Source organism: Kribbella sp. NPDC056861 (genome assembly GCF_040687575.1).
Taxonomy (GTDB): Bacteria; Actinomycetota; Actinomycetes; order Propionibacteriales; family Kribbellaceae; genus Kribbella.
Genome location: NZ_JBFBNQ010000006.1, coordinates 463993 through 486808 on the forward strand (window position 1 = coordinate 463993; position 22816 = coordinate 486808).

19 protein-coding genes are annotated in these 22816 nt (G+C 67.8%); 11 read left to right on the forward strand and 8 right to left on the reverse strand.

What is annotated here, in order from left to right; genetic code table 11:
- Positions 1 to 71 precede the first annotated feature (71 nt).
- The 5 genes from AB0P21_RS30335 to AB0P21_RS30355 all read left to right on the forward strand — a co-directional run bounded on the left by AB0P21_RS30335 (position 72) and on the right by AB0P21_RS30355 (position 3296).
- On the forward strand, positions 72 to 971 hold the full coding sequence (locus AB0P21_RS30335; protein ID WP_363700761.1) for a hypothetical protein: 900 nt from the start codon (positions 72 to 74) through the stop codon (positions 969 to 971).
- Positions 972 to 1017: 46 nt separating this feature from the next.
- Complete coding sequence (locus AB0P21_RS30340; RefSeq protein ID WP_270134663.1) at positions 1018 to 1326, forward strand: hypothetical protein; 309 nt, start codon at positions 1018 to 1020, stop codon at positions 1324 to 1326.
- An 89-nt stretch (positions 1327 to 1415) separates the two neighbouring features.
- Positions 1416 to 1910, forward strand: coding sequence for a hypothetical protein (locus AB0P21_RS30345; protein WP_363700763.1), 495 nt, complete (start codon positions 1416 to 1418; stop codon positions 1908 to 1910).
- Positions 1903 to 2610: a peptidase E gene (locus tag AB0P21_RS30350; protein WP_363700765.1), complete on the forward strand. Its 708-nt coding sequence runs from the start codon at positions 1903 to 1905 to the stop codon at positions 2608 to 2610. The genes AB0P21_RS30345 and AB0P21_RS30350 overlap by 8 nt, the downstream gene beginning before the upstream one ends.
- Before the next feature lie 131 nt (positions 2611 to 2741).
- On the forward strand, positions 2742 to 3296 hold the full coding sequence (locus AB0P21_RS30355; protein WP_363700767.1) for a hypothetical protein: 555 nt from the start codon (positions 2742 to 2744) through the stop codon (positions 3294 to 3296).
- 76 nt (positions 3297 to 3372) lie between these two features.
- Here AB0P21_RS30355 and AB0P21_RS30360 read toward each other — a convergent pair whose 3' ends face one another.
- From AB0P21_RS30360 to AB0P21_RS30370, 3 genes are read right to left on the reverse strand one after another with little or no spacing between them, the layout of a single operon-like run.
- Positions 3373 to 7866 (reverse strand): FtsK/SpoIIIE domain-containing protein, encoded by a 4494-nt coding sequence (locus tag AB0P21_RS30360; protein WP_363700769.1) that lies wholly within the window; start codon positions 7864 to 7866, stop codon positions 3373 to 3375.
- Positions 7857 to 8939: a hypothetical protein gene (locus AB0P21_RS30365; protein WP_363700771.1), complete on the reverse strand. Its 1083-nt coding sequence runs from the start codon at positions 8937 to 8939 to the stop codon at positions 7857 to 7859. Before AB0P21_RS30365 ends, AB0P21_RS30360 begins: the two co-directional genes overlap by 10 nt.
- Positions 8936 to 9445, reverse strand: a complete 510-nt coding sequence (locus AB0P21_RS30370; RefSeq protein ID WP_363700773.1) for a sigma-70 family RNA polymerase sigma factor — start codon at positions 9443 to 9445, stop codon at positions 8936 to 8938. The genes AB0P21_RS30365 and AB0P21_RS30370 overlap by 4 nt, the downstream gene beginning before the upstream one ends.
- Before the next feature lie 260 nt (positions 9446 to 9705).
- Between AB0P21_RS30370 and AB0P21_RS30375 the strand changes: the two genes are divergently transcribed.
- A complete protein-coding gene (locus AB0P21_RS30375; protein ID WP_363700775.1) occupies positions 9706 to 10686 on the forward strand; it encodes an RICIN domain-containing protein in 981 nt (326 codons plus the stop codon).
- 174 nt (positions 10687 to 10860) lie between these two features.
- Here AB0P21_RS30375 and AB0P21_RS30380 read toward each other — a convergent pair whose 3' ends face one another.
- Positions 10861 to 11775 carry a 1,4-dihydroxy-2-naphthoyl-CoA synthase gene (locus AB0P21_RS30380; RefSeq protein WP_363700776.1) on the reverse strand — a complete coding sequence of 305 codons (915 nt, stop codon included), beginning with the start codon at positions 11773 to 11775 and terminating at the stop codon, positions 10861 to 10863.
- 29 nt (positions 11776 to 11804) lie between these two features.
- Positions 11805 to 12818 carry a LacI family DNA-binding transcriptional regulator gene (locus tag AB0P21_RS30385; protein ID WP_363700778.1) on the reverse strand — a complete coding sequence of 338 codons (1014 nt, stop codon included), beginning with the start codon at positions 12816 to 12818 and terminating at the stop codon, positions 11805 to 11807.
- Between the two features lie 158 nt (positions 12819 to 12976).
- On the opposite strand from AB0P21_RS30385, the gene AB0P21_RS30390 reads away from it, so the two are divergent.
- Positions 12977 to 14971 (forward strand): Xaa-Pro dipeptidyl-peptidase, encoded by a 1995-nt coding sequence (locus tag AB0P21_RS30390; protein WP_363700780.1) that lies wholly within the window; start codon positions 12977 to 12979, stop codon positions 14969 to 14971.
- A 43-nt stretch (positions 14972 to 15014) separates the two neighbouring features.
- On the forward strand, positions 15015 to 17312 hold the full coding sequence (locus tag AB0P21_RS30395; RefSeq protein WP_363700782.1) for a glycoside hydrolase family 95 protein: 2298 nt from the start codon (positions 15015 to 15017) through the stop codon (positions 17310 to 17312).
- On the opposite strand, the gene AB0P21_RS30400 is transcribed toward AB0P21_RS30395, so the two are convergent.
- Positions 17296 to 18201: an NADP-dependent oxidoreductase gene (locus AB0P21_RS30400; RefSeq protein ID WP_363700783.1), complete on the reverse strand. Its 906-nt coding sequence runs from the start codon at positions 18199 to 18201 to the stop codon at positions 17296 to 17298. The genes AB0P21_RS30395 and AB0P21_RS30400 overlap by 17 nt on opposite strands.
- Before the next feature lie 141 nt (positions 18202 to 18342).
- Here AB0P21_RS30400 and AB0P21_RS30405 point away from each other — a divergent pair, with 141 nt between their 5' ends.
- The gene (locus AB0P21_RS30405; protein WP_363700785.1) at positions 18343 to 19185 is read left to right on the forward strand and encodes a helix-turn-helix transcriptional regulator; all 843 of its coding nucleotides are present in this window, start codon (positions 18343 to 18345) and stop codon (positions 19183 to 19185) included.
- Here AB0P21_RS30405 and AB0P21_RS30410 read toward each other — a convergent pair.
- A complete protein-coding gene (locus tag AB0P21_RS30410; RefSeq protein WP_363700787.1) occupies positions 19172 to 19618 on the reverse strand; it encodes a VOC family protein in 447 nt (148 codons plus the stop codon). The two genes, AB0P21_RS30405 and AB0P21_RS30410, sit on opposite strands and share 14 nt — an antisense overlap.
- A 96-nt stretch (positions 19619 to 19714) precedes the next feature.
- On the reverse strand, positions 19715 to 20647 hold the full coding sequence (locus AB0P21_RS30415; RefSeq protein WP_363700789.1) for a helix-turn-helix domain-containing protein: 933 nt from the start codon (positions 20645 to 20647) through the stop codon (positions 19715 to 19717).
- A 485-nt stretch (positions 20648 to 21132) separates the two neighbouring features.
- On the opposite strand from AB0P21_RS30415, the gene AB0P21_RS30420 reads away from it, so the two are divergent.
- Positions 21133 to 21459, forward strand: coding sequence for a PadR family transcriptional regulator (locus AB0P21_RS30420; protein ID WP_363700791.1), 327 nt, complete (start codon positions 21133 to 21135; stop codon positions 21457 to 21459).
- Positions 21456 to 22781: a hypothetical protein gene (locus AB0P21_RS30425; RefSeq protein ID WP_363700793.1), complete on the forward strand. Its 1326-nt coding sequence runs from the start codon at positions 21456 to 21458 to the stop codon at positions 22779 to 22781. The genes AB0P21_RS30420 and AB0P21_RS30425 overlap by 4 nt, the downstream gene beginning before the upstream one ends.
- Positions 22782 to 22816 lie beyond the last annotated feature (35 nt).

Genomic DNA, 22816 nt, shown 5'->3' on the forward strand with positions numbered 1-22816 from the left:
AAACTTTTTCTGAACCAGATCGCGCTCCACAGCGTGGACTGGGTGGAACTGTTTGGACAGCGGAGGTGCCCGTGCCGGACAAACTGAAGATGAACTACAACCTGCTGAACGACGCCAAGCGCGATCTTCACCAGCTGGCTGACGACCTGATCCCGTCGATGGACGACGACGCCTTCCAGGGCCTCGGCGACGGTACCAGCGACGACATCCTGGGCAGCAGCGACATCTCCTATGCCGTCTACACGCTGCACTCCAACGCGAGCTACACGATGGGCAAGGCCAAGGACGGCCTGACCAAGCTGGGCGACTCGTTCGGCTCGGTCGGTGAGGCGTTCCTGCAGTTCGACGCCGAGATCGCCCAGGGCATGAACGCCACCAACAGCAGCCTGGCGCTCTCGAACTGGCAGCGGAACAAGGACCAGTGGGACCACAAGCAGTCCCACCTGGACGAGTGCGTCGGCGACAAGCAGCCGGAGTTCTGCGGCGCGACGGATCCCGGGGCCGCGCCGCTCGACCAGACGATCGTCACCGACCGGGGCAACATCCACACCCACCTCACCCTCGATGACAAGGGCAACGTCATCAAGGAGGAGACCACCGTCACCTACGACGGCAAGACCTACGCCTCGGTGACGACGTACGACAGCACCCACAACCACATCGTCACGGACAGCACCTATCCCGACGGCAGCACCGTGCACAACGTCACCGACATCGCGACCGACGGTGGCTCCACCAGCACCTCCACCAGCACCGACACCGACGGCAAGGTGGACACGACCACCACGAACATCACGAAGGACGGCAGCGGCACCCAGACGGTGACGAACGCCGACGGCACCAAGCACGAGTTCACCCGGGGCGCCGACGACTGGCGAGGTACCAGCCAGCCATGGGTCGAGACCCCGGAGAGCGTCGAAGAGAACGATGAAGACGATGACGAGACCTTTGTCGCAAGCGTCGGCGTCTGACCGAACCCACAGTGTTCAGCCCAACCCACGAAAGTGAGTAGTAGCCATGGCGTACGACGGCATTAACCTCGACTACGGCAAGATCGTCGAAGTCTGCAACCTGATGACGAACGCCCACGACCAGATCTCCCCGATGATCGAGAACCTCCGCACCCGGGTGAACACCCTGGTCGACGACGGAATGGTCTTCAAGCAGTCCTCCGAGGTCATCCGGAACACCTACAACAACTTCGACACCTCCCTGAAGGCTGCCGTCAAGGGCATCCAGGACTTCTCCGACATGTTCAAGTCCATCAAGGAGAACGCCGAGCAGTTCGACCAGGGCATCAGCGCCAGCCTCAACCAGTCGAAGTAGCTCCCAGCACCAAGCACCACCCCGAAGGGCCCCAGGCAACCACCTGGGGCCCTTCGCACGTTCCGCGACGACACGAGGACAATGACGGCATGCTGCCGGAAGTGCGCACGGACGGAGAAGCACCACCACCTGGACTGGTGGCCGCCTGGCTTGTCCTGGGCGTCCTCCCCGCCGAGTCAGTACCGATGTGGTCGGCCTACTGGCTTGCCCAGGGGTACGACGGGAAGTCGCTGGCAGAACTGGCCGGCCTCAGCGGCCGAGACGCCGACGAGGTACGAGCTCTCGTCCCGGCTGCTCTCGAAGAGATCGGCATCAGGCCGCTGCCCTCCAAGGAGTCGGCGCTCAGCACCTTCTACGCCCAGATCGCCACGATGCACCTCGACGGCCGACTCGACTGGGCCTCGGCCGTCAACGCGGTCGCGAACCTCGTAATCACCCACGGCCACACCGCAGAACTCGTCGAACCGCCCATGGGTGTGCTCTGGGACATCGCCGGCGACACGGAAACTCCCCACGCCGAACTAGCGGCCGGCGTCCGCCGAGCCTGCCTCGACCAGCTCCAGGACGGGACCCCGAATGGTTGACCTTCAGATCCTCGCGATGGGTGGGGGTGGGTTCTCGATGGAGCCGGAGAATCCTTTGCTGGATGACTACTTGCTGGGGTTGGCGCCGGCTGGGCGGCGGCCGCGGGTGTGTTTTGTGCCAACGGCGAGCGGGGACTCCGATGGGTACAGCGCGCGGTTTCTGGAGGCGTTCGGGGAGGGGCGGGCCGAGGCTTCGGTGTTGTCGTTGTTCGATCGCACAGTGACCGACCTGCAGGGATTCCTGCTCGAGCAGGACATCGTGTACGTCGGTGGCGGCAACACCGCGAATCTGCTCGCCGTCTGGCGGCTGCACGGGCTCGACACGGCACTCAACAACGCCTACCAGGCAGGTGTTGTGCTGGCCGGGATCAGTGCTGGGATGAACTGCTGGTTCGAGGCCTCGGTCACCGATTCGTTCAACTCCAACGGCCTCGACCCGCTGCCGGACGGTCTCGGTCTGCTGGCCGGCAGCGCCTGTCCGCACTACGACGGGGAGCCGCTGAGACGCGGCACCTACCGCGCACTCGTCCAGAACGGCTTCCCCGCCGGGTACGCCGCTGAGGACGGTGTCGGCCTGCATTTCGTCAACGGCCACCTGGCCCACATCGTCAGCTCACGCCCGGACGCCAGCGCCTACCAGGTCACGCGAGGCGACACAGAGGCGTCCGAGCAGCATTTGTCCGCCAGATACCTGGGGTGACTCCAGATGGGAGCTTGTACTATGACGCAGCAGGAAATCTGCGCAGGGTACACCTAAGCAACCAAACCTTCCGCGCCTCAGGGTCACCTCGAACTATTGCGAGATTCAGTATCTGGTAGCACTCTCGCACCATGAACTCACAAGCATGGGTTTCGGTCGCCGCCATTGCAGCGACCACACTAGTCGCCTTGGCCGGTTTCATTTTTAACAGATCCGCCCAGGCGCGTCAGATCGAAGCGGAGAAACAGCGTTCTATTACAACAGTTGATTTAGAAGCGCGCCGCGCACACGACCAGAGAGTATGGGATGCACGGGCGACGGTATACATCGATTACCTGCACTGGTTGCAAGAAACGGTGCGGGAGATCCTGCGTCAACCCGAAAGTAATCTTCTAACAAACAAAGTCTCGGATGGCTGGTGGAAGACACCTTATGAGCTTCGCGCCAACATGGCCCTGTTCGAGTCGGATGCGGTCCGCGCCGAGCGTGGGGCTTTAGTAAAGTGCTTTATTGCTATCAACTCTACCCTGGACACGATTGATGGTAACGCACGAGAACACCCTGCCATCCTGGACGATTTGCGCCGGGAATCAGGGGAAGCACTTACTCAGATCGATGTCATCATCGAAACAATTCGGTCTGACATGGGCGCCAGTACCGCATTAGCCACCCCAAAACAGACCTAAGAACTAGTGAAGGCTCTTGAGTATTTCCGCTTCCTTTAGATATTCCTCAAGAGTTGTCATCTTTGACTAGCTAGTGTTAGACCCGCAAGGTAGTCAGCGGGATCTGTACTGCGACCGGCGTCGAGCCAGGGCCCGTGGTCCAGGCCCGCCCGGTCTTCGGGGTGGCCCGGGTGATGTTGTGCGACAACCGCACCCCGATCAGATCGCCGTCGCCGATCGAGCGTGGTTCGATCACCAGTCCTCGACGGGCTCGCCGGGCCGCGGTGGGCCAGCCGCCCATGCCGGACTGGAATCCGTCGGTCGAGGCGGCGAAGACCAGGCCGATGCCGCTGTCCCGGCCGGAGACGATGATCTCCTTGAGCAGCTTGTCGGCGGAGGCGGACATCACCAGGTCGGCGTCGTCGATCATCACCACCTTGGGCCCGGGGATGCCGTCCAAGGTTGAGCGGAGCAAGTCCTCGCCCGGGTCCGCCTGCGGCATCAACACCACCTGGGGATGCCGTTCCAGCGTACGGAGCGGGGTCTCGCGCGGAGTGATCAGCACCAGCGTCGTACCGCCGGCCAGCAACGAGACGGCCAGCGACGACAACGCGTTGCTGCGCCCCGACCCAGGCGGCCCCAGTACTGCGAACGACGACGCCACCCCCTTGAGGTCGACGCCCAGCGCGCCGGCCTCGTCGCCACCGAGCCCGACCAGGCCCCACAGCGGCCGCCGGTCCTCGACCGGGACCAGCTCGTACGCCGCGGAAAACTCAACAGACGAAGGCAATTCGGCGACAGCGAACGGACGCCGCTCGGCGGGCACCTTCGCGTCCCGCTTCTTCGCCTCGGCCGCGATGTCGCGGATCGCGTCGACCTGCGCGGCGCCGCCACCCTCGGCCAGTACGGCGATGTGCGTCTCCGTCCCGGTCAGCACGTGCCAGCCACGCCCCGGGATCACGTTCGCCGGCACCTTGGTCAGCCGCAGCCCGGCCGCCTGGTAGTCGGTCCGATCAGCCTGCCGCAGCAGCAGTTTGTGGTCGTTGTGCGACGACAACCGCCCGCCCAGCAACGACCGCTCGGACGTCGCCACCACGTGCACGCCCACACCCGCGCCTTCACGCAGCAGCCGCATGACGTCCTGCAGCACCTGACCCTGGTCGTGGTCGTCGAGCATCGACGCCAGTGCGTCCCAGCCGTCGATCAGCACCAGGATGTGCGCCGGCCGCGAAACCTTGGGCAGCATGTTCCGCAGCTCGGTAAGCCCAGTCGCGTTGTGCTTGCCGGCCAACTCCTGCCGCTCGGTGATCTCCTGGCCCAGCCGCCGCAGGATCCGGCTCATCCGTTCCATGTCGTGCCGCGAGACGACTCCACCGCAGTGCGGCAGCGTCTCGATCACCGCCAGACCACCACCAGCGGCGTCGATGCCGTAGATGTGCAGGTCCGCAGTACTGATCTTCTTCGCCGCCGACCCGGCCAGCGTCCGCAGCATCTGCGTCCGCCCCGACCGCGGCGCTCCGATCACATACAGATGCCCGAAAGTCTCGAAGTCGACACCGGCCACTCGCTGCTGCTGCAACGCCGGCAGGTCCTCCAGCGCGTACGGCGCGAACAGCTTCTTGTGCGTGGTGTCCGGCAGATCCGACAACAACAGCTGCGCGGTCAACGCAGGCTGCCAAGGCTTCGGCTGTACTGCGAAGTCCTCGAGCTGGTCGACAGCCCCACGGACCGCATCGACCAACGCCATCAGGTCCGTGACCGCCAACGTCGCCGGAGTGTCGTCGACCTCCACCGGCCGCTCGTCCTTGACGGCCGGCTTGCCCAACGCCTCCCACTCCAGGTCGGTGACCTGCATGTTCGACGCGTCGGGCGGACCCTGCTCGATCAGGTCGTCGACCACATCGCGCTCGGCACCGACCCAGGCAGTTTGGAACAGGTCGGCCAGCCGCGGCCCGCGCCGGATGATCGCCCGGCCGGGAATGTCCGGCGTGATCGAGGCAGCCTCGTTCACGTCGACGATGTCCTGCGACTCGGCCTGATCCGTGACCCGCAAGGCGATCCGCAGGTTCGTGTTGGCCCGGATGTCACCGGTCACCACACCAGCAGGCCGCTGGGTCGCCAGAATCAGGTGGATCCCGAGCGACCGCCCTCGCTGAGCGATCGAGATCAACCCGGGCACGAAGTCCGGGATCTCCCGCACCATCGCGGCGAACTCGTCGATCACCAGCACCAGTCGCGGCAACCGGCCCAACGACGGGTCGACCAGTCGCTTGGCCTGGTAGTCCACCAGGTCCTTCGCGTCGGCCGCGGCCAGAATGCGCTCCCGACGCCGCAGCTCGGCGTCCAGCGACTCCAGCACCCGCTCGACCAGGTGCGAGTCCAGGTCGGTCACCATGCCGAGGGTGTGCGGCAGACCGGCACACTCCTTGAACGCGCTTCCGCCCTTGTAGTCAACGAGAACGAAGGTCAGCTCGTCCGGCCGGTTGACCACCGCGAGCGAGGCGACCAGCGTCTGCAGCAGCTCCGACTTACCTGAGCCCGTAGTACCGGCGATCAGGCCGTGGGGCCCGTCGGTCACCAGGTCGAGGACGAACTGTCCGTCGAAGTCGGCGCCCAGCACGAACGAAGTACTGGCCGGGCGTCGCTGCCACCGGTTCACCAGGGCCTCGGCCGTCGGCGGCTCGAGATCGAGCTCAGGAAGCAACTTCACCATCTTCGGCAGACCCGCGTCGTGGTCCGGGCTGACATCGCGCACCGGGGCGAGTGCCCGCGCGATCTGCTCGGCCCACTCCGACGTCACCAGGTCGGCGCGCACGTTCTTCTGGTCCGGCAACCCCGGCCGCTTCACCGTCAGCGTCTCGCGCCCGGTCGCGATCACGGCGCCGCACTCCTCCGGCAGCAACCGCTCGTCGCGGTCCAGGCAGATGCTGTAGACGCCGACCGACGGCCCGTCGGTCAGCACCTGGATGAATCCCGGTACGTCGCGCAGCCGCCGCGCGCCATCGGCGATCACGACGACCTCCGGATCGCTCAACGGCTCCTGTTTGTTGCTGGAGGCCTCGATCCGCCGTTGCCGGCCCTGCACCTGCGAGATCAGCTCGGTCACCCGGGACGCGGTGGTCGCCTCGTCGTTGGCGATCAGTACTGCGGCCGGCGCGCCTTCGGGCCGCAGATGCGGCAACCAGCGCACCCAGGCCCAGTCCTCCATCCGGTCCGGCTCGGCCAGGATGACGATGCGCAACTGCCGCGGCGAGTGCAGCGCCGCGGACTGGATCACCAGCCAACGGGCCAGCGCACGCGACTCGGCATAGTTGCCGGCGATGCCGATCACGCCGTGCCCACGCAGCGGTACGGCGACCGGCGCGTCCGGGATCGTCCAGCGAATCGTCCGGTGGTTCTCCTCGCGACCTTGGTCGTCGAGCTCCTTCAGCGACGCCTGGTCCGCGGTACCGAGTCGCAGCAGCAGGTAGTCGGGGTCGTTGCGACGCCGTTCCCACAACCGGCTACCCGGCCGCATCGCCAACTGTGCAACGCGAACGGGGTCCGGCGCGGTCACGTTCCGGATCAACCGCTCCCGGGTGACCGCGACGTGGATCTCTTCCTCCAGCGCCGCACGCCGCGCGACGTAGCGGCGGATCGCCTCCAGGTGCTCGGCCCGGTTGCTCTTCCGGCCGCTGAAGTAGTTCATGCCCATCATCAACGGGCTCAGCATCGTGAAGATGAGGAAGTAGTACGAGTTGAACAGCCCGACCATCACCATGCCCAGTACCACCGGGGCGAGCACGACGGGCCACGGGAACGGCCGCTTCGCCGGCGGCGGCGGCGGGTTGGGCAGCCGGATCTTGCTGTCGTCCAGGTGCGGCGCGATCCGCGGCGGCCGGTTGTAGTCGAGCCCGAACCCGTCGTCGGCGGCCCGGATCGCGGCCACCGGCTCCAGCGATCCGCTGCAGCGCAACAGCACCGAGCCGACCGAGAGGTCTTCCTCCGGTGGCCATTCGTTCACCTGGCCGATCGGAACCTCGCCCGGGTCGCTGGCCGGCGACGTCCCGTCCTGCGGGTTCTCGACGTCCTCGACCCGGATCGCGCTGGTCGCGGCGTCGTCCTCCGGCGGGCCGACCCGGCGGCTCATCACCTTGCCGGCCATCGTCTCGGTCTGGTGCCAGTACGTCTCGCCCGACGGTCCGACCGTGACCCACAAGCCACTAGGCGGTACGCCGCTCCCGCTCAGCCTGATCGAGCACAGCGGATCAGAACCGATCTCGTGGCTGCCCGGCCCGATCCGCCAGACGCGACCAGCGTCAGGACCGGACACCGCATGCAACTCGACGACGACCGGCGCCGCAGCAGCCGTGCTCTGCACCAGGTTCGGCGACTCGGCCGGAGCCCCGACCCCGAGTACGCCGCCATCGCGAACGCCCGACCCAGCCAGTGGAGCAGCAGAGTCCAGCCGCCTGGTCCCGACGAACAACGGCAGGCCAGGCCGCCCGAGCCCCTCGGCGAAACCGCCGACGGACAGACCACGGGGAAGCTTCACCACCCGATCGGTACGCCGTTCGCCGCGCTGCTCGACGGTTGTCAGGTTCAGTTCCACGACGCTGTCTTTCCTCTCGGCGCGTCCGTCGGTCGCCCGGCCTCGGAGCCGAGCACCGACACACCGGCCACACCCACCGGCAGATCCAGATCACCGAAGTCGTCGGTGCCGATCGCGGGGCCGTCCGGGCCACGGGTCTCGAAGTCGTGCGGCGGCATCCGCCGGACCGACCGGGCGACGGCCGCCGCCAGCGGCAGCGGGTCGATCTCCAGCCAGGTCGCCGCGCCGTGCAGCCGCAGGCCGTGGTCCGGTGTCGTCTCCATCAAACGGGAGCTGCCCCGGCCGACCCCGAGGCTGACCAGCCGCACGCCCTTCGGCACCGGCGTCTCCAGCTTCTCGGCGCCGATCACGAACCAGGCGCCGCGCCGCTGGATCGCCTCGTCCAGCGGCATTCCGTCGTGTTTGCTGTGCACTCCGTCGGCCACCTCGACCGCACCGGCCGGCAGCCGTACGTCGAGTTGCGCGGCCAGCGCCTGGACGACGGCCTGCGCCGTGCGCGGTACGCCGTACACGGACAGCGACGGTGGGCCGGCCAACAGGTCGATCATGATCGCGTTCTTGCCGCTGGCATCGGTCCCGAGACAGGCCAGCAACGGCGTCTGCGCGGGCACGTGCCCGGACGGCACCGAGTAGTCCGTGAGAGCGCGGCGCTCGATCCACCACAATCGCGGATCCGTCTGGTCCTTCAGCCACGGCGACGGCAGGGCCCGCTCAGCCGTCGCCCCGACCACCAGTACTCCGATCCGCTGCTTGGCGATCGCCAGCGCGTACGGCGCCATCGTGGGGTCGACGGCCGCCGCGTAGCCCATCGCCTGTTCGGCCTGCGCCCAGCCGTTCTTGTTGCGCAGGATCCGGCTCAGGAAGCGCACCCGGAGCCGGTACCGGATCCGGGCCGCGATCGGGTCGACGAAGGCATGGACCGTCCGGCTGGTCTCCCGCTTGATGAAGCGGCCCAGGCGACGCCAGCCACCGAGCCGCCGAACCAGCAGGTTGAGCAGGATGAGAGCCAGGATCACCAGGCCGGCGTACCCGAGCATCGTGCGGACGTTGCTGCCGCCTTGCATAGCCGTCATGCAGCGGCCTCGCCCCATCCGCGACGCAACAGATCCCCCCGCAAGGTGCGGACGGCAGTGTGAGTACGCGACTTCACGGTACCGATCGGGACGTCCAGCGCCAAAGCGACATCCTCACCGGGATGACCGCAGAGGTGAACTCGGGTGACCACCTCCCGGTGCGCCGGGGACAGCCGGTTCAGCGCCTCCACCAGCACGGTCCGCTCGGTCACCTGGTCGGCCGGGTCCGGCTCGCTGCGATCCGACTCGAACTCGGTCTGGCACAGCCCGACCGGGATCGCCCGGCTCTCCCGGCGGTGCAGGTCGACGACCAGGTTGCGGGCGACCCGGAACAGCCACATCCGGATCGGCCGGCTCTCCCAGTCCAGAGTCTCGGCCTGGACCCAGGCCCGAAGCAGTGTCTCTTGGATCACATCTTCGACGGCAAACGTATTCCAGCCCACCAGGCCTTGAACATAGCGGCGCAGGGTCTCGCGTTCGGCCAAACAAAGCTCGATGGCTTTCATTCGGCTCGCGCTGATCTCGTCGATGTCGGGACCTCATTTTAGGGGCGGAGGACCTGGAATTCAGATCTTGAACTTAGTGGAAGAATGCAACCATTGCCGCCGACTGTAGGTGAACAATCAGCCACAATCCAGTCTCCGACTGTGATGAGAGCGTGACTCACGAATCCGTTGACTCCTGCCCCTGGTTCGGGAGATTCTCAATGTGGTCATGCCTTCAACCAGGCGCCTGACCGCTGTCCGCCCCCACCTCTGGAGTCGACGTGCCGCTCTTTCGATCGCCCGGTTTTCGCCGGTCCGGCCAGCAGAACCCGGCCCGTTTCGCCAAGACCTTCGCCCGCCGGCCGGTGGTTCCCCGGGTGGCGCCGATGCCCGACCGGCGCGCCTGGACCACCACGGCGTTCGTCACCACCTTCGTGGCCGGCGCCGCTGTCGCGGTACCGCTGCTGACCCACATGGGCGGCGGACAGAAGTCCGACACCGTGATCTCGGTGGACGCGCCGATCTCCGTCAAGACCCCGGTCGGCACCCCGACCAAGGTGCCGACGGCAACCACCACGGCGACCATGACGACCACCACCAAGACCACCATCACGTCGGCGCCGCGAATCTCGGTCGCCACCGCGACGGTCACGATGACCGCGCCCGGCGGTCAGGTCACCGTGGTCCAGCCCGGCACCACCGTGACGCTGCCGCCGGTCACCATCACCGCGCCGGCCCCGGCGCCGCTGAAGCCCGCCACTGTGACGGCCACCACAACAGCCACCGCCACCGCCACCGTGACCAACAAGGTGACGGAGCCTGGCAAACAAGGGATCGCCGCCGAGGGTCAGGCGCTGCGGCCGCGTCCGGATTCGGCCACCCAGCTGCAGAGCGAAGGCACCAGGCGCTGCGTCGACGTCAAGGACGGCCGGGCCGGCTCCGGCAAGGACGGCACGCCGCTCCAGGTCTGGGACTGCACCAAGGGCGCCGGCCAGACCTGGACGTTCAACCCCGACGGCACGGTCCAGTCACTGGGTCAGTGCATGGACCTGGCCTGGGGCTCGATCGCCGAGAACACCCCGGTCCAGCTGGTCGCCTGCAACGGCAACGCCGCCCAGCAGTTCCGGGTCACCCAGAAGAACGAGTTGGTCAACCCGGCCGCCGAGGGCAAGTGCGTCACCGCCGACAAGAGCGACAACGGCGGCCGGCTGTTCCTGCGCCGCTGCACCGGTGCCGCCGAGCAGCACTGGAAGCAGGGCTGAGTCCCGAGTGTCCCGTAAGCGAAGTAGCTCGAACGATGGAGGTGTCCAGGTGCGTGCATCGCGGTGCTTGAGGAGCGTCCTCGATGCGGAGCATCGTGGATGCTCGTCAAGTGCCGCGAGGTGCGTGCCTGGGCGCCTCCAGCGCCGAGCTACTTCGCTTACGGGACACTAGCGTCAGAACGCGTACGGATAGTCCGACCAGTCAGCGGGCCGCTTCTCCAGGAAGGAGTCGCGGCCCTCTGCTGCTTCATCGGTGCCGTACGCGAGCCGGGTCGCCTCACCGGCGAAAATCTGCTGGCCGACCAAACCGTCGTCAATCAAATTGAACGAGTATTTCAGCATTCGCTGCGCGGTGGGTGACTTTGCGCAAACTTTGAATCCCCACTCGAGCGCGACGCTTTCCAGTTCCGCGTGCGGCACGACTTTGTTCACCATGCCCATCCGGTAAGCATCTTCCGCGGAGTACTCGTCACCCAGGAAGAAGATTTCGCGGGCGAACTTCTGGCCGACCTGCCGGGCCAGGTACGCCGAGCCGAAACCGCCGTCGAAGGACGCCACGTCCGCGTCGGTCTGCTTGAACCGGGCGTGCTCGGCCGACGCGATGGTCAGGTCGCAGACCACGTGCAGGCTGTGCCCGCCACCGGCCGCCCAGCCTGGTACGACGCAGATGACGACCTTCGACATGAAGCGGATCAGCCGCTGCACCTCGAGAATGTGCAGCCGGCCCGCCTTGGCCGGGTCGATCGTGTCGGCGGTGGTGCCCTCGGCGTACTTGTAGCCGTCCTTGCCCCGGATCCGCTGGTCGCCGCCGGAGCAGAAGGCCCAGCCGCCGTCGCGCGGGGACGGCCCGTTGCCGGTGATCAGCACGCAGCCGACGTCGCTCGACATCCGCGCGTGGTCGAGCACCCGGTACAGCTCGTCGACCGTCCGCGGCCGGAACGCGTTGCGGACCTCGGGCCGGTTGAACGCGATCCGGACCACGCCGGCGTCCACCGCCCGGTGGTAGGTGATGTCGACCAGGTCGAACCCGTCGACCTGCTTCCACCTCGACGGGTCGAAAATCTCGGAGACCTGCGCGGGATCAGTCACGCCGCGAGCATATTCAGGCCCGGTGCCGCTCAGCGCCGGCGGGTGCTCTCCCGCAGTACGACCTCGGCCGGGAAGGTCTCCGTGGTCGGGTCCCCGCCCTCGACGGCCAGCTCCAGCGCGCGACGGCCCATCTGCTCCAGCGGCAGCCGCACGGTGGTCAGGGCGGGCCAGACGTCCCGCAGGGTCGCGATGTCGTCGAAGCCGGCCACCCCGAGCTGCCCCGGTACGTCGATGCCGTTGGCCCGCAGCGCCGACATCGCGCCGACCGCCATCACGTCGTTGACCGCGAACAGGCAGTCCAGCTCGGCCTTGGTCGCCAGCAGCTCCAGGGCCGCCGCATGACCGCCGTCCCGGGTGAAGTCCCCGGCCTGTACCGCGACCGGCTCCAGCCCCGACTCGGCCAGCCCCTCGACGAACCCGTCCCGCCGGTCCCTCGCCGTGGCCAGCCCCTCAGGGCCAGCCAGTACGCCGAACTTGCGCAGCCCCAGCCCCACCAGCGACCGGGCCAGCTCGGCCGCACCCGCCTTGTTGTCGGGCTCGATCGTGTGGGCCGGCATCCCCGACTGGCTGACCAGCGCGAGCCCCGCACCGGAGTTCAGGAAGGTCTGCACCTCGGTCGCCGTCCGGGCCAGCCCGTCGGCGTCGGTGCGGCGCGAACCGATCATCACCGCGGCCCGGGCGCGCTGGGCGCGCAAGGACGAGAGGTAAGCAATCTCACGGTCGGCGTCACGGAACGTGCTGGCCATCATCACCAGCAGGTTGCGCTCGTCGGCCGCCCGCATCACCCCGTTCGCGATCGCCGCGAAGTACGGGTCCTCGATGTCGTGGACCAGGATGCCGACCAGGTTGGTGGATGATTTCGCCAGCGCCTGGGCCTGCGCGTTCGGGGTGTAGCCGAGTGCCGTGGCAGCGTCGCGAACACGCTCCTGCAGCTCCGGGCGCGGTACCCGGTCACCGCCGTTCAGCACCCGTGAAGCCGTCGCTACGGACACTCCCGCCCGCTGTGCCACATCGAGCAGTGTGACCGGTGCTCGCAGGTTCATCGCCTTACCCACCTTCCGTGCATCTCCCCCTGGGTGGCGGTCACACTATCGGAAGTGGCCCCGTCATCACCCTCCGTGGTGTGCCGGGCTGCGCTGAGCGGTAGGCAATGTCTCCAGAACCTGGCTTTGCGGCCCCGGAATGACTAGCCTTCCCAGCCATGACGACCGTCCGCGCCAGGGTGCTGCTGCTGGCTTCGTCCACCGCGCTGATGTGCCTCGGGACCGTGACCGGTACCGCGGTCGCCGCACCGGCACCGGACGGAGTCGAGGGCGCGTCCGCTGCCCCCGCTGCCCCGCCCGCGCCGGAGCTGAGCTCGGCGCAGGGCGCGCAGCTCGCGCCGGCCTCGGCCGTGCCGCCGAACGTCGACCCGAAGAAGCACAGCACCAAGCCGGTCTACGACTACGCGAACGCGATCCGCGAATCGGTCTACGTGGACACCAAGATGGACACCGACTCCGACGGCGCGAACGACGTGATCGCGGTCGACATCGTCCGGCCCCGGGAGACCGCCGCGGCCGGCCGCAAGATCCCGGTGATCATGGACGCCTCGCCGTACTACTCCTGCTGCGGCCGCGGGAACGAGAGCGAGAAGAAGACCTACGACGAGAACGGCGACATCCAGAAGATGCCGCTGTACTACGACAACTACTTCGTCCCGCTCGGGTACGCCGTGGTCGGGGTCGACGTGGTCGGCACCAGCCGCTCGACCGGCTGCGGCGACGTCGGAGGCAAGAACGAGATCGCCTCCGTGGTCGCGGTGATCGACTGGCTGAACGGCCGCAACTCCGCGCACACCAAGACCGGCGCCCCGGTCCGCGCGACCTGGAGCACCGGCTCGGTCGGCATGATCGGCAAGTCCTACGACGGCACGCTGGCCAACGGTGTGGCCGCGACCGGCGTGAACGGGCTGAAGACGATCGTGCCGATCTCGGCGATCTCCTCGTGGTACGACTACTCCCGCTCCGGCGGAGTGCCGTACTCGGTCGACTACATGCCCTGGCTGGGCGGCTACGTCGGCCACGACTCGGCCGCCTGTGACGCCGTCCGCGCGGACCTCGGCGAGCAGGACGACGACGAGACCGGCGACTACACGAAGTTCTGGGCCGAGCGCGACTACCTGAAGGACGCCCGCAAGGTGAAGGCCTCGGTCTTCGTCACCCACGGCCTGAGCGACTACAACGTGCAGACCAACCACTTCGCGCAGTGGTGGGACGCACTGGCCAAGAACAACGTGAAGCGCAAGATCTGGCTCGGCCTGGAAGACCACGTCGACCCGTTCGAGTTCCGCCGCGACGAGTGGGTGGCCGAGCTGCACAAGTGGTTCGACTACTGGCTGCTCGGCCTGCAGAACAACGTGATGCGCGAGCCGATGGCAGCCGTCGAGACCGCGCCGGACGTGTGGAAGAACTACGCCACCTGGCCGGCCACCCAGAAGACCGTGCCGGTGCCGCTGGCGGCCGGCAAGCTCGGTTCCTTCGGCAAGGGCACGGTCAGCATCACCGACGAGACCTCGCTGACCGAGGACGACATCGTGGCCACGCCGTCGGAGGTGATCGCGGGCCGGCAGATGTTCCTGTCCGCGCCGCTCCCGGCCTCGATCCGGGTCAGCGGTACGCCGACGGTCACGCTGCGGATCAAGGCCGACGCGGCCACCACACCGGTGACCGCCCGCTTGGTCGAGTACGGCGAAGCCCAGCGGTACTCCGGCATCCGGCGGACCACCACTCCGACCTGTGAAGGCTCGAGCGTCGAGTACGACGACGCCTGCTACTTCACCGTCGAGAAGCAGACCGAGCAGAGCGACCACGGCATCGTCAGCCGGGGCTGGATCGACGCGGCGCACAGCAGTTCGCTGAGCAAGCCGAAGCCGCTCACCCCGGGCAAGTGGACCACCGTCACGGTGCCGCTGCGGGCGCAGGACGAGGTGATCCCGAAGGGCCGCGTGCTCGGCCTCGCGGTGACCTTGAGCGACACCGAGTGGACCACGCCGAACGACACCGGCGCGACCATCGACATCGACCTGGCCGGCAGCAAGCTGAACCTCCCGATCACCGTCGGCAAGGTCAACCCGGCGACCGCGCGGACCGCTCCGCTCAACGTCACCATCACCACCCCGAGCGAGCGCCCGGACCTGCACGATCCCACCCACTGACCCAATACTTACCTTCGTGAAGTATCCCCTTTAGTGTGGGGCCATGCTTGAGCACGAGGTAGTCCAGCCACAGCCGTCCGCCGCCGTCGAGGCCGGGCGGCTTTGGTATCGCCGCCCCGCGGAGCGCTGGTTCGAGGCGCTGCCGATCGGCAACGGCCGCCTGGGCGGCATGGTCTACTCCGGCGACACCCGCGAACGGATCGCCCTCGCCGAGTCGACCGCCTGGTCCGGCGCTCCCAGCGACACCGACGTGAGCCCGACGGCGCTGGAGAACCTGCCGGCGATCCGGGAGCTCCTGCTGAACGGCCGGTACGCCGAAGCGCAGGCGCTGGCCGACCAGCATCTTCCCGGCCGCCCGGTCTCCTTCGGCACCAACGTCAAGCTGCCGGAACTGTTGCTCGACTTCGCCATCGACGGCTCGACCACGGGCTACCAGCGATCGCTTGATCTCGGCGACGCGATCGTTCGGACTCGTTTCGAGCGCGCGGGGATCGTTTTCGAGCGGGAGGTCTTCGCGTCGCATGCCGATGACGTGATCGTGGTCCGGCTGACCAGCAGCGCCCCGGCGAGCTTTCAGGTCTCCTTCAGCGAGCCGTCCGCGGTGACTGACGGCGATGTCCTCCAGCTGACATTCCAGGCCCGTGAAAGCCTGCACAGCAACGGAGAAGTCGGCACCCTGGTCGACCTCCGAGCCCGCGCGACCACCGACGGCACAGTTGTTGCTGCTGACAACCACCTGGTGATCGACAGCGCGACCGCCACTACCTTGCTAGTTGCTGTCGGCACTGATTGGCTCGGCGCCGACCCCACCGAGCGCCCGTCTCGTTCGGTACAGAACGACGCCGACTACGCGACACTTCGCCAGGCGCACCTCGATGACTACACGCCACTGATCAGCCGGGTCGGGCTCGACGTCGGCCGCAGCAGCGACGCAGTACGGGGTCTGCCGACGGATGAGCGCCGAGCTGCCGCAGGTGCCGACGATCCCGAGCTGCTCGCGCTCTACTTCCAGTACGGCCGCTATCTGACCATCGCCGGATCACGCACGGATTCGCCACTTCCCCTTGCCCTGCAGGGATTGTGGAACGACGGCCGCGCATCGGGTGGTCCGTGGACCAACGACTACCACCTCGACATCAATACCCAGCAGAACTACTGGGCGGCCGAGATCACCGGACTCGGCGAATGCCAGTACCCGCTGTTCCAGTTGATCGACGGTTTGCGGGCCAGCGGACAGAAGACGGCCCGCGAGCTGTACGGCGTACCGGGCTGGGTCTCGCACACCGTCAGCAACGCCTGGAGCTACACGGCACCTGGCTGGGGACTCGGCTGGGGAGTGCACGTGACCAGCGGGATCTGGATCTCGCTGCAACTGTGGGAGCACTTCGAGTACCACCGCGATCTCGCCTTCCTGGCCGACCGCGCCTACCCCGTACTCCGTGACGCGGCCGAGTTCTTCCTTGCCTATTTGACCGAAGACCCCGCGACCGGGCTCCTGTTGAGCGGCCCGTCCGACTCCCCGGAGAACTGGTACCGCACTCCCGACGGAGGCCAGGCCTCGCTCTCGATGGGCGCCACCTGCGACACCGTCCTGATCGAGGCCCTCTTCCGGATCTGCGACGAGGCAGCGACCCTGCTCGACACCGATCTGGACTTCCGCGCCCGACTCGATGCCGCTCGCAAGAAGCTCCCGCCGTTCGAGATCGGCAAACACGGCCAACTGCAGGAGTGGCTGCACGACTTCGACGAGGCCGTCCCGAGCCACCGCCACACGTCCCACCTGATCGCGCTCTACCCCGAACGCCAGATCACACCCCGCGAACACCCCGAACTGGCCCGCGCCTGCGAGGTCACCATCGACCGTCGCCAGGCAGCCGACGGCTGGGAGCAGACCGAGTGGGTCGAGGCAAACCTGATGGCGTACTACGCCCGCCTCCTCAAGGGCGACCTGGCCCTCGACCACCTCCGCGCCCTGATCACGGACGCCAGCGAAGCCAACCTGCTGTCCTACTCGGTCGCCGGAATCGCCGGCGTCACCGAGAACATCTACGCCACCGACGGCAACACCGGCGCCACCGGAGCGCTGGCTGAGCTGTTGGTGCAATCGACTTCGAGCGAGATCGAACTCCTGCCGGCCCTCCCCACCAGTTGGCCTTCCGGCAAGGTCTACGGCCTTCGCGCCCGAGGCGGCTTCGTCGTCGACATCGAGTGGCACTCCGGCCGGCTGGTGACCGCCCGTGTCACCTCTCTCGGCTCAGCGTCGACAGCCCGGATCCGCTACGGCGACGAGGTCCTCCACCTGTTGGTCGACGGCACCGTGGAGGTCAGGGCCGCAGGATGATCTTGCCGTGGGTGTGGCGCTGATCCAGCAGTGCAAAGGCGTCCTGGACCTGGTCGAGCGGGAAGGTCGCGGCGATCGGAACCTCCAGTTCGCCTTGGTCCACCAAGGCCGCGAGCTCAGCCAGAGCTTGCGGCGTACCGGCTGCTCGGTTGCCGTCGGCCCGGGTCCCGTACTTCGCCGCGGCGGCGAAGTCGATCACCGTGTTGATCCGTTCCGGCGGCACTCCCAGCGAGATCGCCAGATCGACATAGCCGTTGCCAAAGACATCGATGAAGACGTCCGGCCGATCGAGCACGAGTTGATTGCCATAAGCAACCTGTGTCACGCCGTGGGCTGACAGCCAGGCATGGTTCGCCGGTCCGGCGATCCCGATCACCTTCGCGCCGGTCCTTCGAGCCAGCTGCACCGCGATGGAACCGACTCCACCCGCAGCGCCGGCCACGACCACCGTCTCGCCCGGCTGCGGCCCGACCGCTCGCACCGAGGCGTAGGCCGCAGTACCGGCTGTGTAGAGCCCACCCGCGACCTCCCACGGGACGTTCGCCGGCTTGGCGACCACTTGGGCGACCGGGGCAACGACGTACTCCGCCTGCGCTGCGCCTGGTGGCAGCAGGAAGCCCAGCACTTCGGCTCCGACCTCGAACTCCACCACGCCTACGCCGATCGACTCGACCACGCCCGCGAAGTCCACCCCCTGACCGCTCGGATAGGCCGCGACCGGGTAGATGCTCTGCATCAGCCCCTCGCGGATCGACGAGTCCAGCGGGTTCACCGCCGCCGCGCGCACCGCCACCAGCACCTCACCCGGACCGGCCTCAGGCTTGGCAACCTCGACCACCTCCAGGACCTCGATCCCGCCGTGCCTGCTGAAGTTGATTGCCTTGGACATCGATGGCTCCCTCTGATCGCTCGTGGTCACCACGACGGTGGCAGCCTGGCGGCGGCTTGAGGAGCGGACCGGATTCCCTAGGATCGGCAGCCCTAGGCTGAGGCCTGGGTCCCGGCCCGGCCGCGCGTCATGATGGATGCCATGGATCGCCGTCAGCTCGCCGACTTCCTGCGCCGCTCCCGCGAACGGGTCAGCCCGCAGGAAGCAGGCCTGCCCACCGGCCCCCGTCGCCGTACGCCGGGCCTGCGGCGCGAGGAGGTCTCGCAGCTCGCGGGCATGTCGGCCGACTACTACATGCGACTCGAGCAGGCGCGCAGCCCGCAACCGTCCACCCAACTACTCGCATCGCTCGCACGGGCGCTCCGCCTGTCCGACGAGGAACGCGACCACCTGTACCTGCTGGCCGGCCACCGCCCACCCGCCGCTCGCCCCGGCGGCGACCAGATCAGCCTAGGCCTCCTCCGGGTCCTCGACGAACTCAGGGAAACCCCCGCCCAGATCCTCAACGACCTCGGCGACGTCCTCGCCCAGAACGCGATCGCCGACTCCCTGCTCGGCACGATCTGCTCAGTCCGCGAAGGCGAACGCAACGTCGTCCTCCGCTGGTTCACCGAACCGGCCATGCGAGCCCCGTACCCCGCCGACGAACTCGACGACCTGGACCACTACCAAACAGCCAACCTCCGAGCCGCCGCCACCCGCCGCGGCCACGACGACGCCTCCACCGCGCTCGTCCACCATCTCCTGACCACCAGCCCCCGCTTCGCCGAACTCTGGCCCCTGCACGAGGTAGTGACCCGCCGCACCTCCCACCTCCGCGTGGCCCATCCGGTGATCGGCCCCATCACCCTCAACTGGGAAACCCTCCTCACCCCCACCGAAGACCAACGCCTGCTGATCTACACCCCCACCCCCGGCACCGAAGACGAAACCCGCCTGGCCATGCTCGGCGTCCTCGGCCCATCGCAGTTCACCCCGCGCTGAGCTGCTCGGCCAGGCCGACGAAGATGCCTTCGGGTCCGCGGACATAACAGAGTTTGTAGCTGTCGCCGTACCGGACGATCTCGCCGACAACCTCCCCGCCGTGAGCACCCAGCCGGGCCACGACGTCCTCGATGTCCTCGACCGTGAACATCACCCGATGCATGCCGATCGTGTTGTGCTGCAGCTTCTCCTGCCCGATCCCGACCGCTGCGGGAGACAGGTACTTCGCCAGCTCGAGCCGGCTGTGCCCGTCCGGCGTACGCACCATCGCGATATCGCAGCTCACGTCCTCGAGCCCGACGCAGCCGCTCGCGAATGGCCCCTCGACCCGCGCCTTGCCCTCCAGTTCCATCCCGAGTTCCTCGAAGAACGCGACCGCCGCGTCCAGGTCGTCGACCACAATCCCGACGTTGTCCATCCGCCGAATCGTCACGCTGGTTCTCCTCCGTTGGTGAGCGGCCGGTTCCGGCCGCTCTCACCCTAGGGACGGAGCCGCTGTCGCGTTCTCGACATCGGCCGGCAGAAACTTCTACCCCGGTACTCCGTCCGCCACGAACTGCATCGGATCACCGAACCCCAGGTCCCTGATCCCCGCGCTGTAGAACGCCCCGATCAGCAACGACCTCCGATGCGCCGCGAAGGTCAGCACGTGCGCGACCATCCCGCCGTACGTGAACACCCGCGGCGGCTCACAGGTCGTGTCGACGAAGCTGTCGTCGAACCGCCCCTCGTCGTTCAGCCGATTCACCAGTGCCACGAACCGCGATCCCGCCTCCGCATGCCGACCGCGCAACTCGGCGATCGGCGTGGTCACCTCCCGCCCACACTCCGGCACCTGGAACGGCCGATCCTCGACCGACGCCAGCCACATCTCCTCCTGCCAAACCAGTCGATCCAGCAGGTACCGGATCGACACGTCGTCGTCGATCCCCTCCACCGACAGCTCGATCGGCCGATCCAGCGCCACGGCATCCAGCCGCGCACCCCGCTCGATCAGCTCACCCGTGAGCCACACGTGGTGCTCGACCATCCTGACCAGTACGTCCATCCCTCTCGTCTCCTTCCGAGCCGGCAGGCGCAAACCCGCCGGCGGCTGAAAATGCACCCCACTCGGCGCCGCCAGGAAGAACTGACGCGACGCCTCCCGCCGCCATTCCCGCGGCGCCATCCCGTACGCCCGCACAAACGCCCTGGTGAACGCCTCGTGCGACCCGTACCCCGCCTCGATCGCCAACTCGAGCACCCCGGAATCCCCCGCCAGCAACCGGTACGCCGCCCGCTCCAGCAACACCCGCCGCCGAAACGCAGCCGGCGACTCACCCGCCACCGCCGCCACCACCCGATCACAATGCGACCGCGACAAATGCACCCGCTGAGCCAGGTCCCCGCCGGTAGTGCCGATGTCATCGAGGCTGTCGGCAACCGCGGCAACAAACCCGGAGAAGAGGTCAGTGGAATCCATGCCTCCACTGTGCCCGCGAATACGGGGGCCGGACTTGATCGATTTCACCGAACCGAGAACAAGTCGCGACGGCGAGGGCGACGGCAGTCAGTAGGCAGGCGGGCAGGGCGCGGCAGGCGGGACGCTCGAACAGGTGGTGACTCGGGCACGGGCCAGCGCGCGGGCAGGCAACGGGCGGGGCAGGTAGTCGACGACGCGACCAGCCGCGCGGGCGACAGCAACCACCTTCCCCCGGCAACCCGGCGCGCCACCACCGTGGTCACACCGCGCGACGAAGGAGCGGCTTTCGCACGGGCGGGTGGGAGCGACCGAACGAGCACGCGACGAAGGAGCGGACGTCGGAGGCCGCGCGGGAGAACCACCTGCACCCCCAGTCAAACAGCATTGCGGAGTACTCCGCATCGTGTAGTAGTGTGGTCGGCAGAGCACCGCGGGGCCGGTCTGAGGGGTCCGGTTTCGCGGTGCACCAACCGGAGGTGGAGGCGATGGACCCGAGTCAGCTGCTCAAAGGCGTGCTCGATCTGGCTGTCCTGGCAGTGCTGCGCGACGCGGACGGGTACGGCTACGACGTACTGCGCCGGTTGCGGGCCGCCGGGCTCGAGGACGTTGCGGACGCCTCGGTGTACGGCACGCTGCGGCGGTTGTTCGCGGCCGGCGCGCTGACGTCGTACGTGATGCCCAGCGAGGAAGGCCCGCATCGCAAGTACTACGGGCTGAACAAGACCGGCCTGGACCTGCTGGCCCAGTCCACCAAGACCTGGAACCACTTCGCCGACACCATGTCGGTGTTGCTGCTCAAGGAGGCGGCGTGAACAGCACTCTGACCGGACCGGTCGCGAACTACCTGGCCCAGGTCAGGACCGAGCTGAGCGACCTGCCGCCGGGCGAGCTGGCCGACGTGCTCGAGGACGTCACCGGGCATCTGAGCGAGGTCTCCGCGGAGTTCGAGCAGGAGCCGACCGCCGAGGCGCTGCAGGAGCGGCTCGGCACGCCCCGGCAGTACGCCGACGAGCTCCGAACCGCGGCCGGCTACCCGCCGCCGACCGCCTCGCCGAAGCAGACGACCGGCGCCGAGAGCGCGGTCCGGTGGGGCATCGTCGCCGCGACCGTCGGGCCGTTCTTCCTGGTCGTCGGCCTGCTCAACGGCACCGGCGGTCTGTTGTTCTTCGGCGTGTTCGGCCTGGCCGTGCTGCTCGGCGCGGCCTACCTGGGAGTCCGAGCACTGCGCGGCAACAACCCACGCGTCGTGCTGGACACCAACCTGGGCAAGCAGGGCGCCGAAGCCGTCCGCAGCGGCGTCGAGCAACTCCCGCCGAACGTCCGCAAGGACCTGGTCACGATCGGCCAGCCGGTCTGGTGGGTGGCCCGCGGCATCGTCGGCGGCGGCGCGGTCTTCGCCGTGTTCGGCGCCTCGGCGGTCACCGTAGTCGGCGCGCTGGTCGGCGCCGTGGTCTCGATCTGGATCGGCCGCCAGACCCAGCAGGATCGCAGGTGGCTCTGGTACGTCGTACCGCTGAACGTCGCCGCAGCCGTGATCGTGCCGCTCTGGCTGGCCTACAGCTTCGTCGGCGGCTCCGCCGGACCGTTCACCAACTACCGGAGCACCCCCGAGCCCAACAGCTACTACTCCAACGGCCTGGTCCTGGACGGTACGCCGATCAACAACATCTACCCGTTCGACGAGCAGGGCCGGCAGCTGAAGGTCAGGCTCTACACCGAGGACGGCAAGCCGATCAACCTGAACCTGCAGAACTGCCAGGCGTCCTACGGCGACGGCAGCCAGGAGTCGGTCAGCAACTACTTCCCGCTGGCCACCATCGCGCCCGAGCAAGCCGTCGAGAATCCGTCCAGCGAGGATCCGACCAGTGCCACCAGTTCGGAGAACTGCAAGGACACCGACAAGGCGCCGTTCGTCCCGCCGCCGGCCCCGGCCACCCCGCTGCCGAGCTACACGCCCTCCGCGGGCACCACGCCGAATCCCTCGGAGACCCCAGCCCCGAGCGCCAATCCCAGCGCCACCGTGCCGAGTACCACCCCGAAGGCAGGCACCACCCCGGTACCGAGCACGACGCCGGCACCGAGCACGCCCCCGCCGGGCGGCGTCACCCTCACGGTTCCCCCGCCGACCCGCTGACGCAGCACCAACAGCAGCACCAAACAACAGCGCCA

Excerpts from the sequence above, each read along its gene's own strand:
- AB0P21_RS30340 (WP_270134663.1), top strand. The coding sequence starts at position 1,018 with ATGGCGTACGACGGCATTAACCTCGACTACGGCAAGATCGTCGAAGTC.
- AB0P21_RS30345 (WP_363700763.1), top strand. The coding sequence starts at position 1,416 with ATGCTGCCGGAAGTGCGCACGGACGGAGAAGCACCACCACCTGGACTG.
- AB0P21_RS30350 (WP_363700765.1), top strand. The coding sequence starts at position 1,903 with ATGGTTGACCTTCAGATCCTCGCGATGGGTGGGGGTGGGTTCTCGATG.
- AB0P21_RS30355 (WP_363700767.1), top strand. The coding sequence starts at position 2,742 with ATGAACTCACAAGCATGGGTTTCGGTCGCCGCCATTGCAGCGACCACA.
- AB0P21_RS30365 (WP_363700771.1), bottom strand. The coding sequence starts at position 8,939 with ATGACGGCTATGCAAGGCGGCAGCAACGTCCGCACGATGCTCGGGTAC.
- AB0P21_RS30370 (WP_363700773.1), bottom strand. The coding sequence starts at position 9,445 with ATGAAAGCCATCGAGCTTTGTTTGGCCGAACGCGAGACCCTGCGCCGC.
- AB0P21_RS30385 (WP_363700778.1), bottom strand. The coding sequence starts at position 12,818 with ATGAACCTGCGAGCACCGGTCACACTGCTCGATGTGGCACAGCGGGCG.
- AB0P21_RS30390 (WP_363700780.1), top strand. The coding sequence starts at position 12,977 with ATGACGACCGTCCGCGCCAGGGTGCTGCTGCTGGCTTCGTCCACCGCG.
- AB0P21_RS30395 (WP_363700782.1), top strand. The coding sequence starts at position 15,015 with ATGCTTGAGCACGAGGTAGTCCAGCCACAGCCGTCCGCCGCCGTCGAG.
- AB0P21_RS30400 (WP_363700783.1), bottom strand. The coding sequence starts at position 18,201 with ATGTCCAAGGCAATCAACTTCAGCAGGCACGGCGGGATCGAGGTCCTG.
- AB0P21_RS30405 (WP_363700785.1), top strand. The coding sequence starts at position 18,343 with ATGGATCGCCGTCAGCTCGCCGACTTCCTGCGCCGCTCCCGCGAACGG.
- AB0P21_RS30415 (WP_363700789.1), bottom strand. The coding sequence starts at position 20,647 with ATGGATTCCACTGACCTCTTCTCCGGGTTTGTTGCCGCGGTTGCCGAC.
- AB0P21_RS30420 (WP_363700791.1), top strand. The coding sequence starts at position 21,133 with ATGGACCCGAGTCAGCTGCTCAAAGGCGTGCTCGATCTGGCTGTCCTG.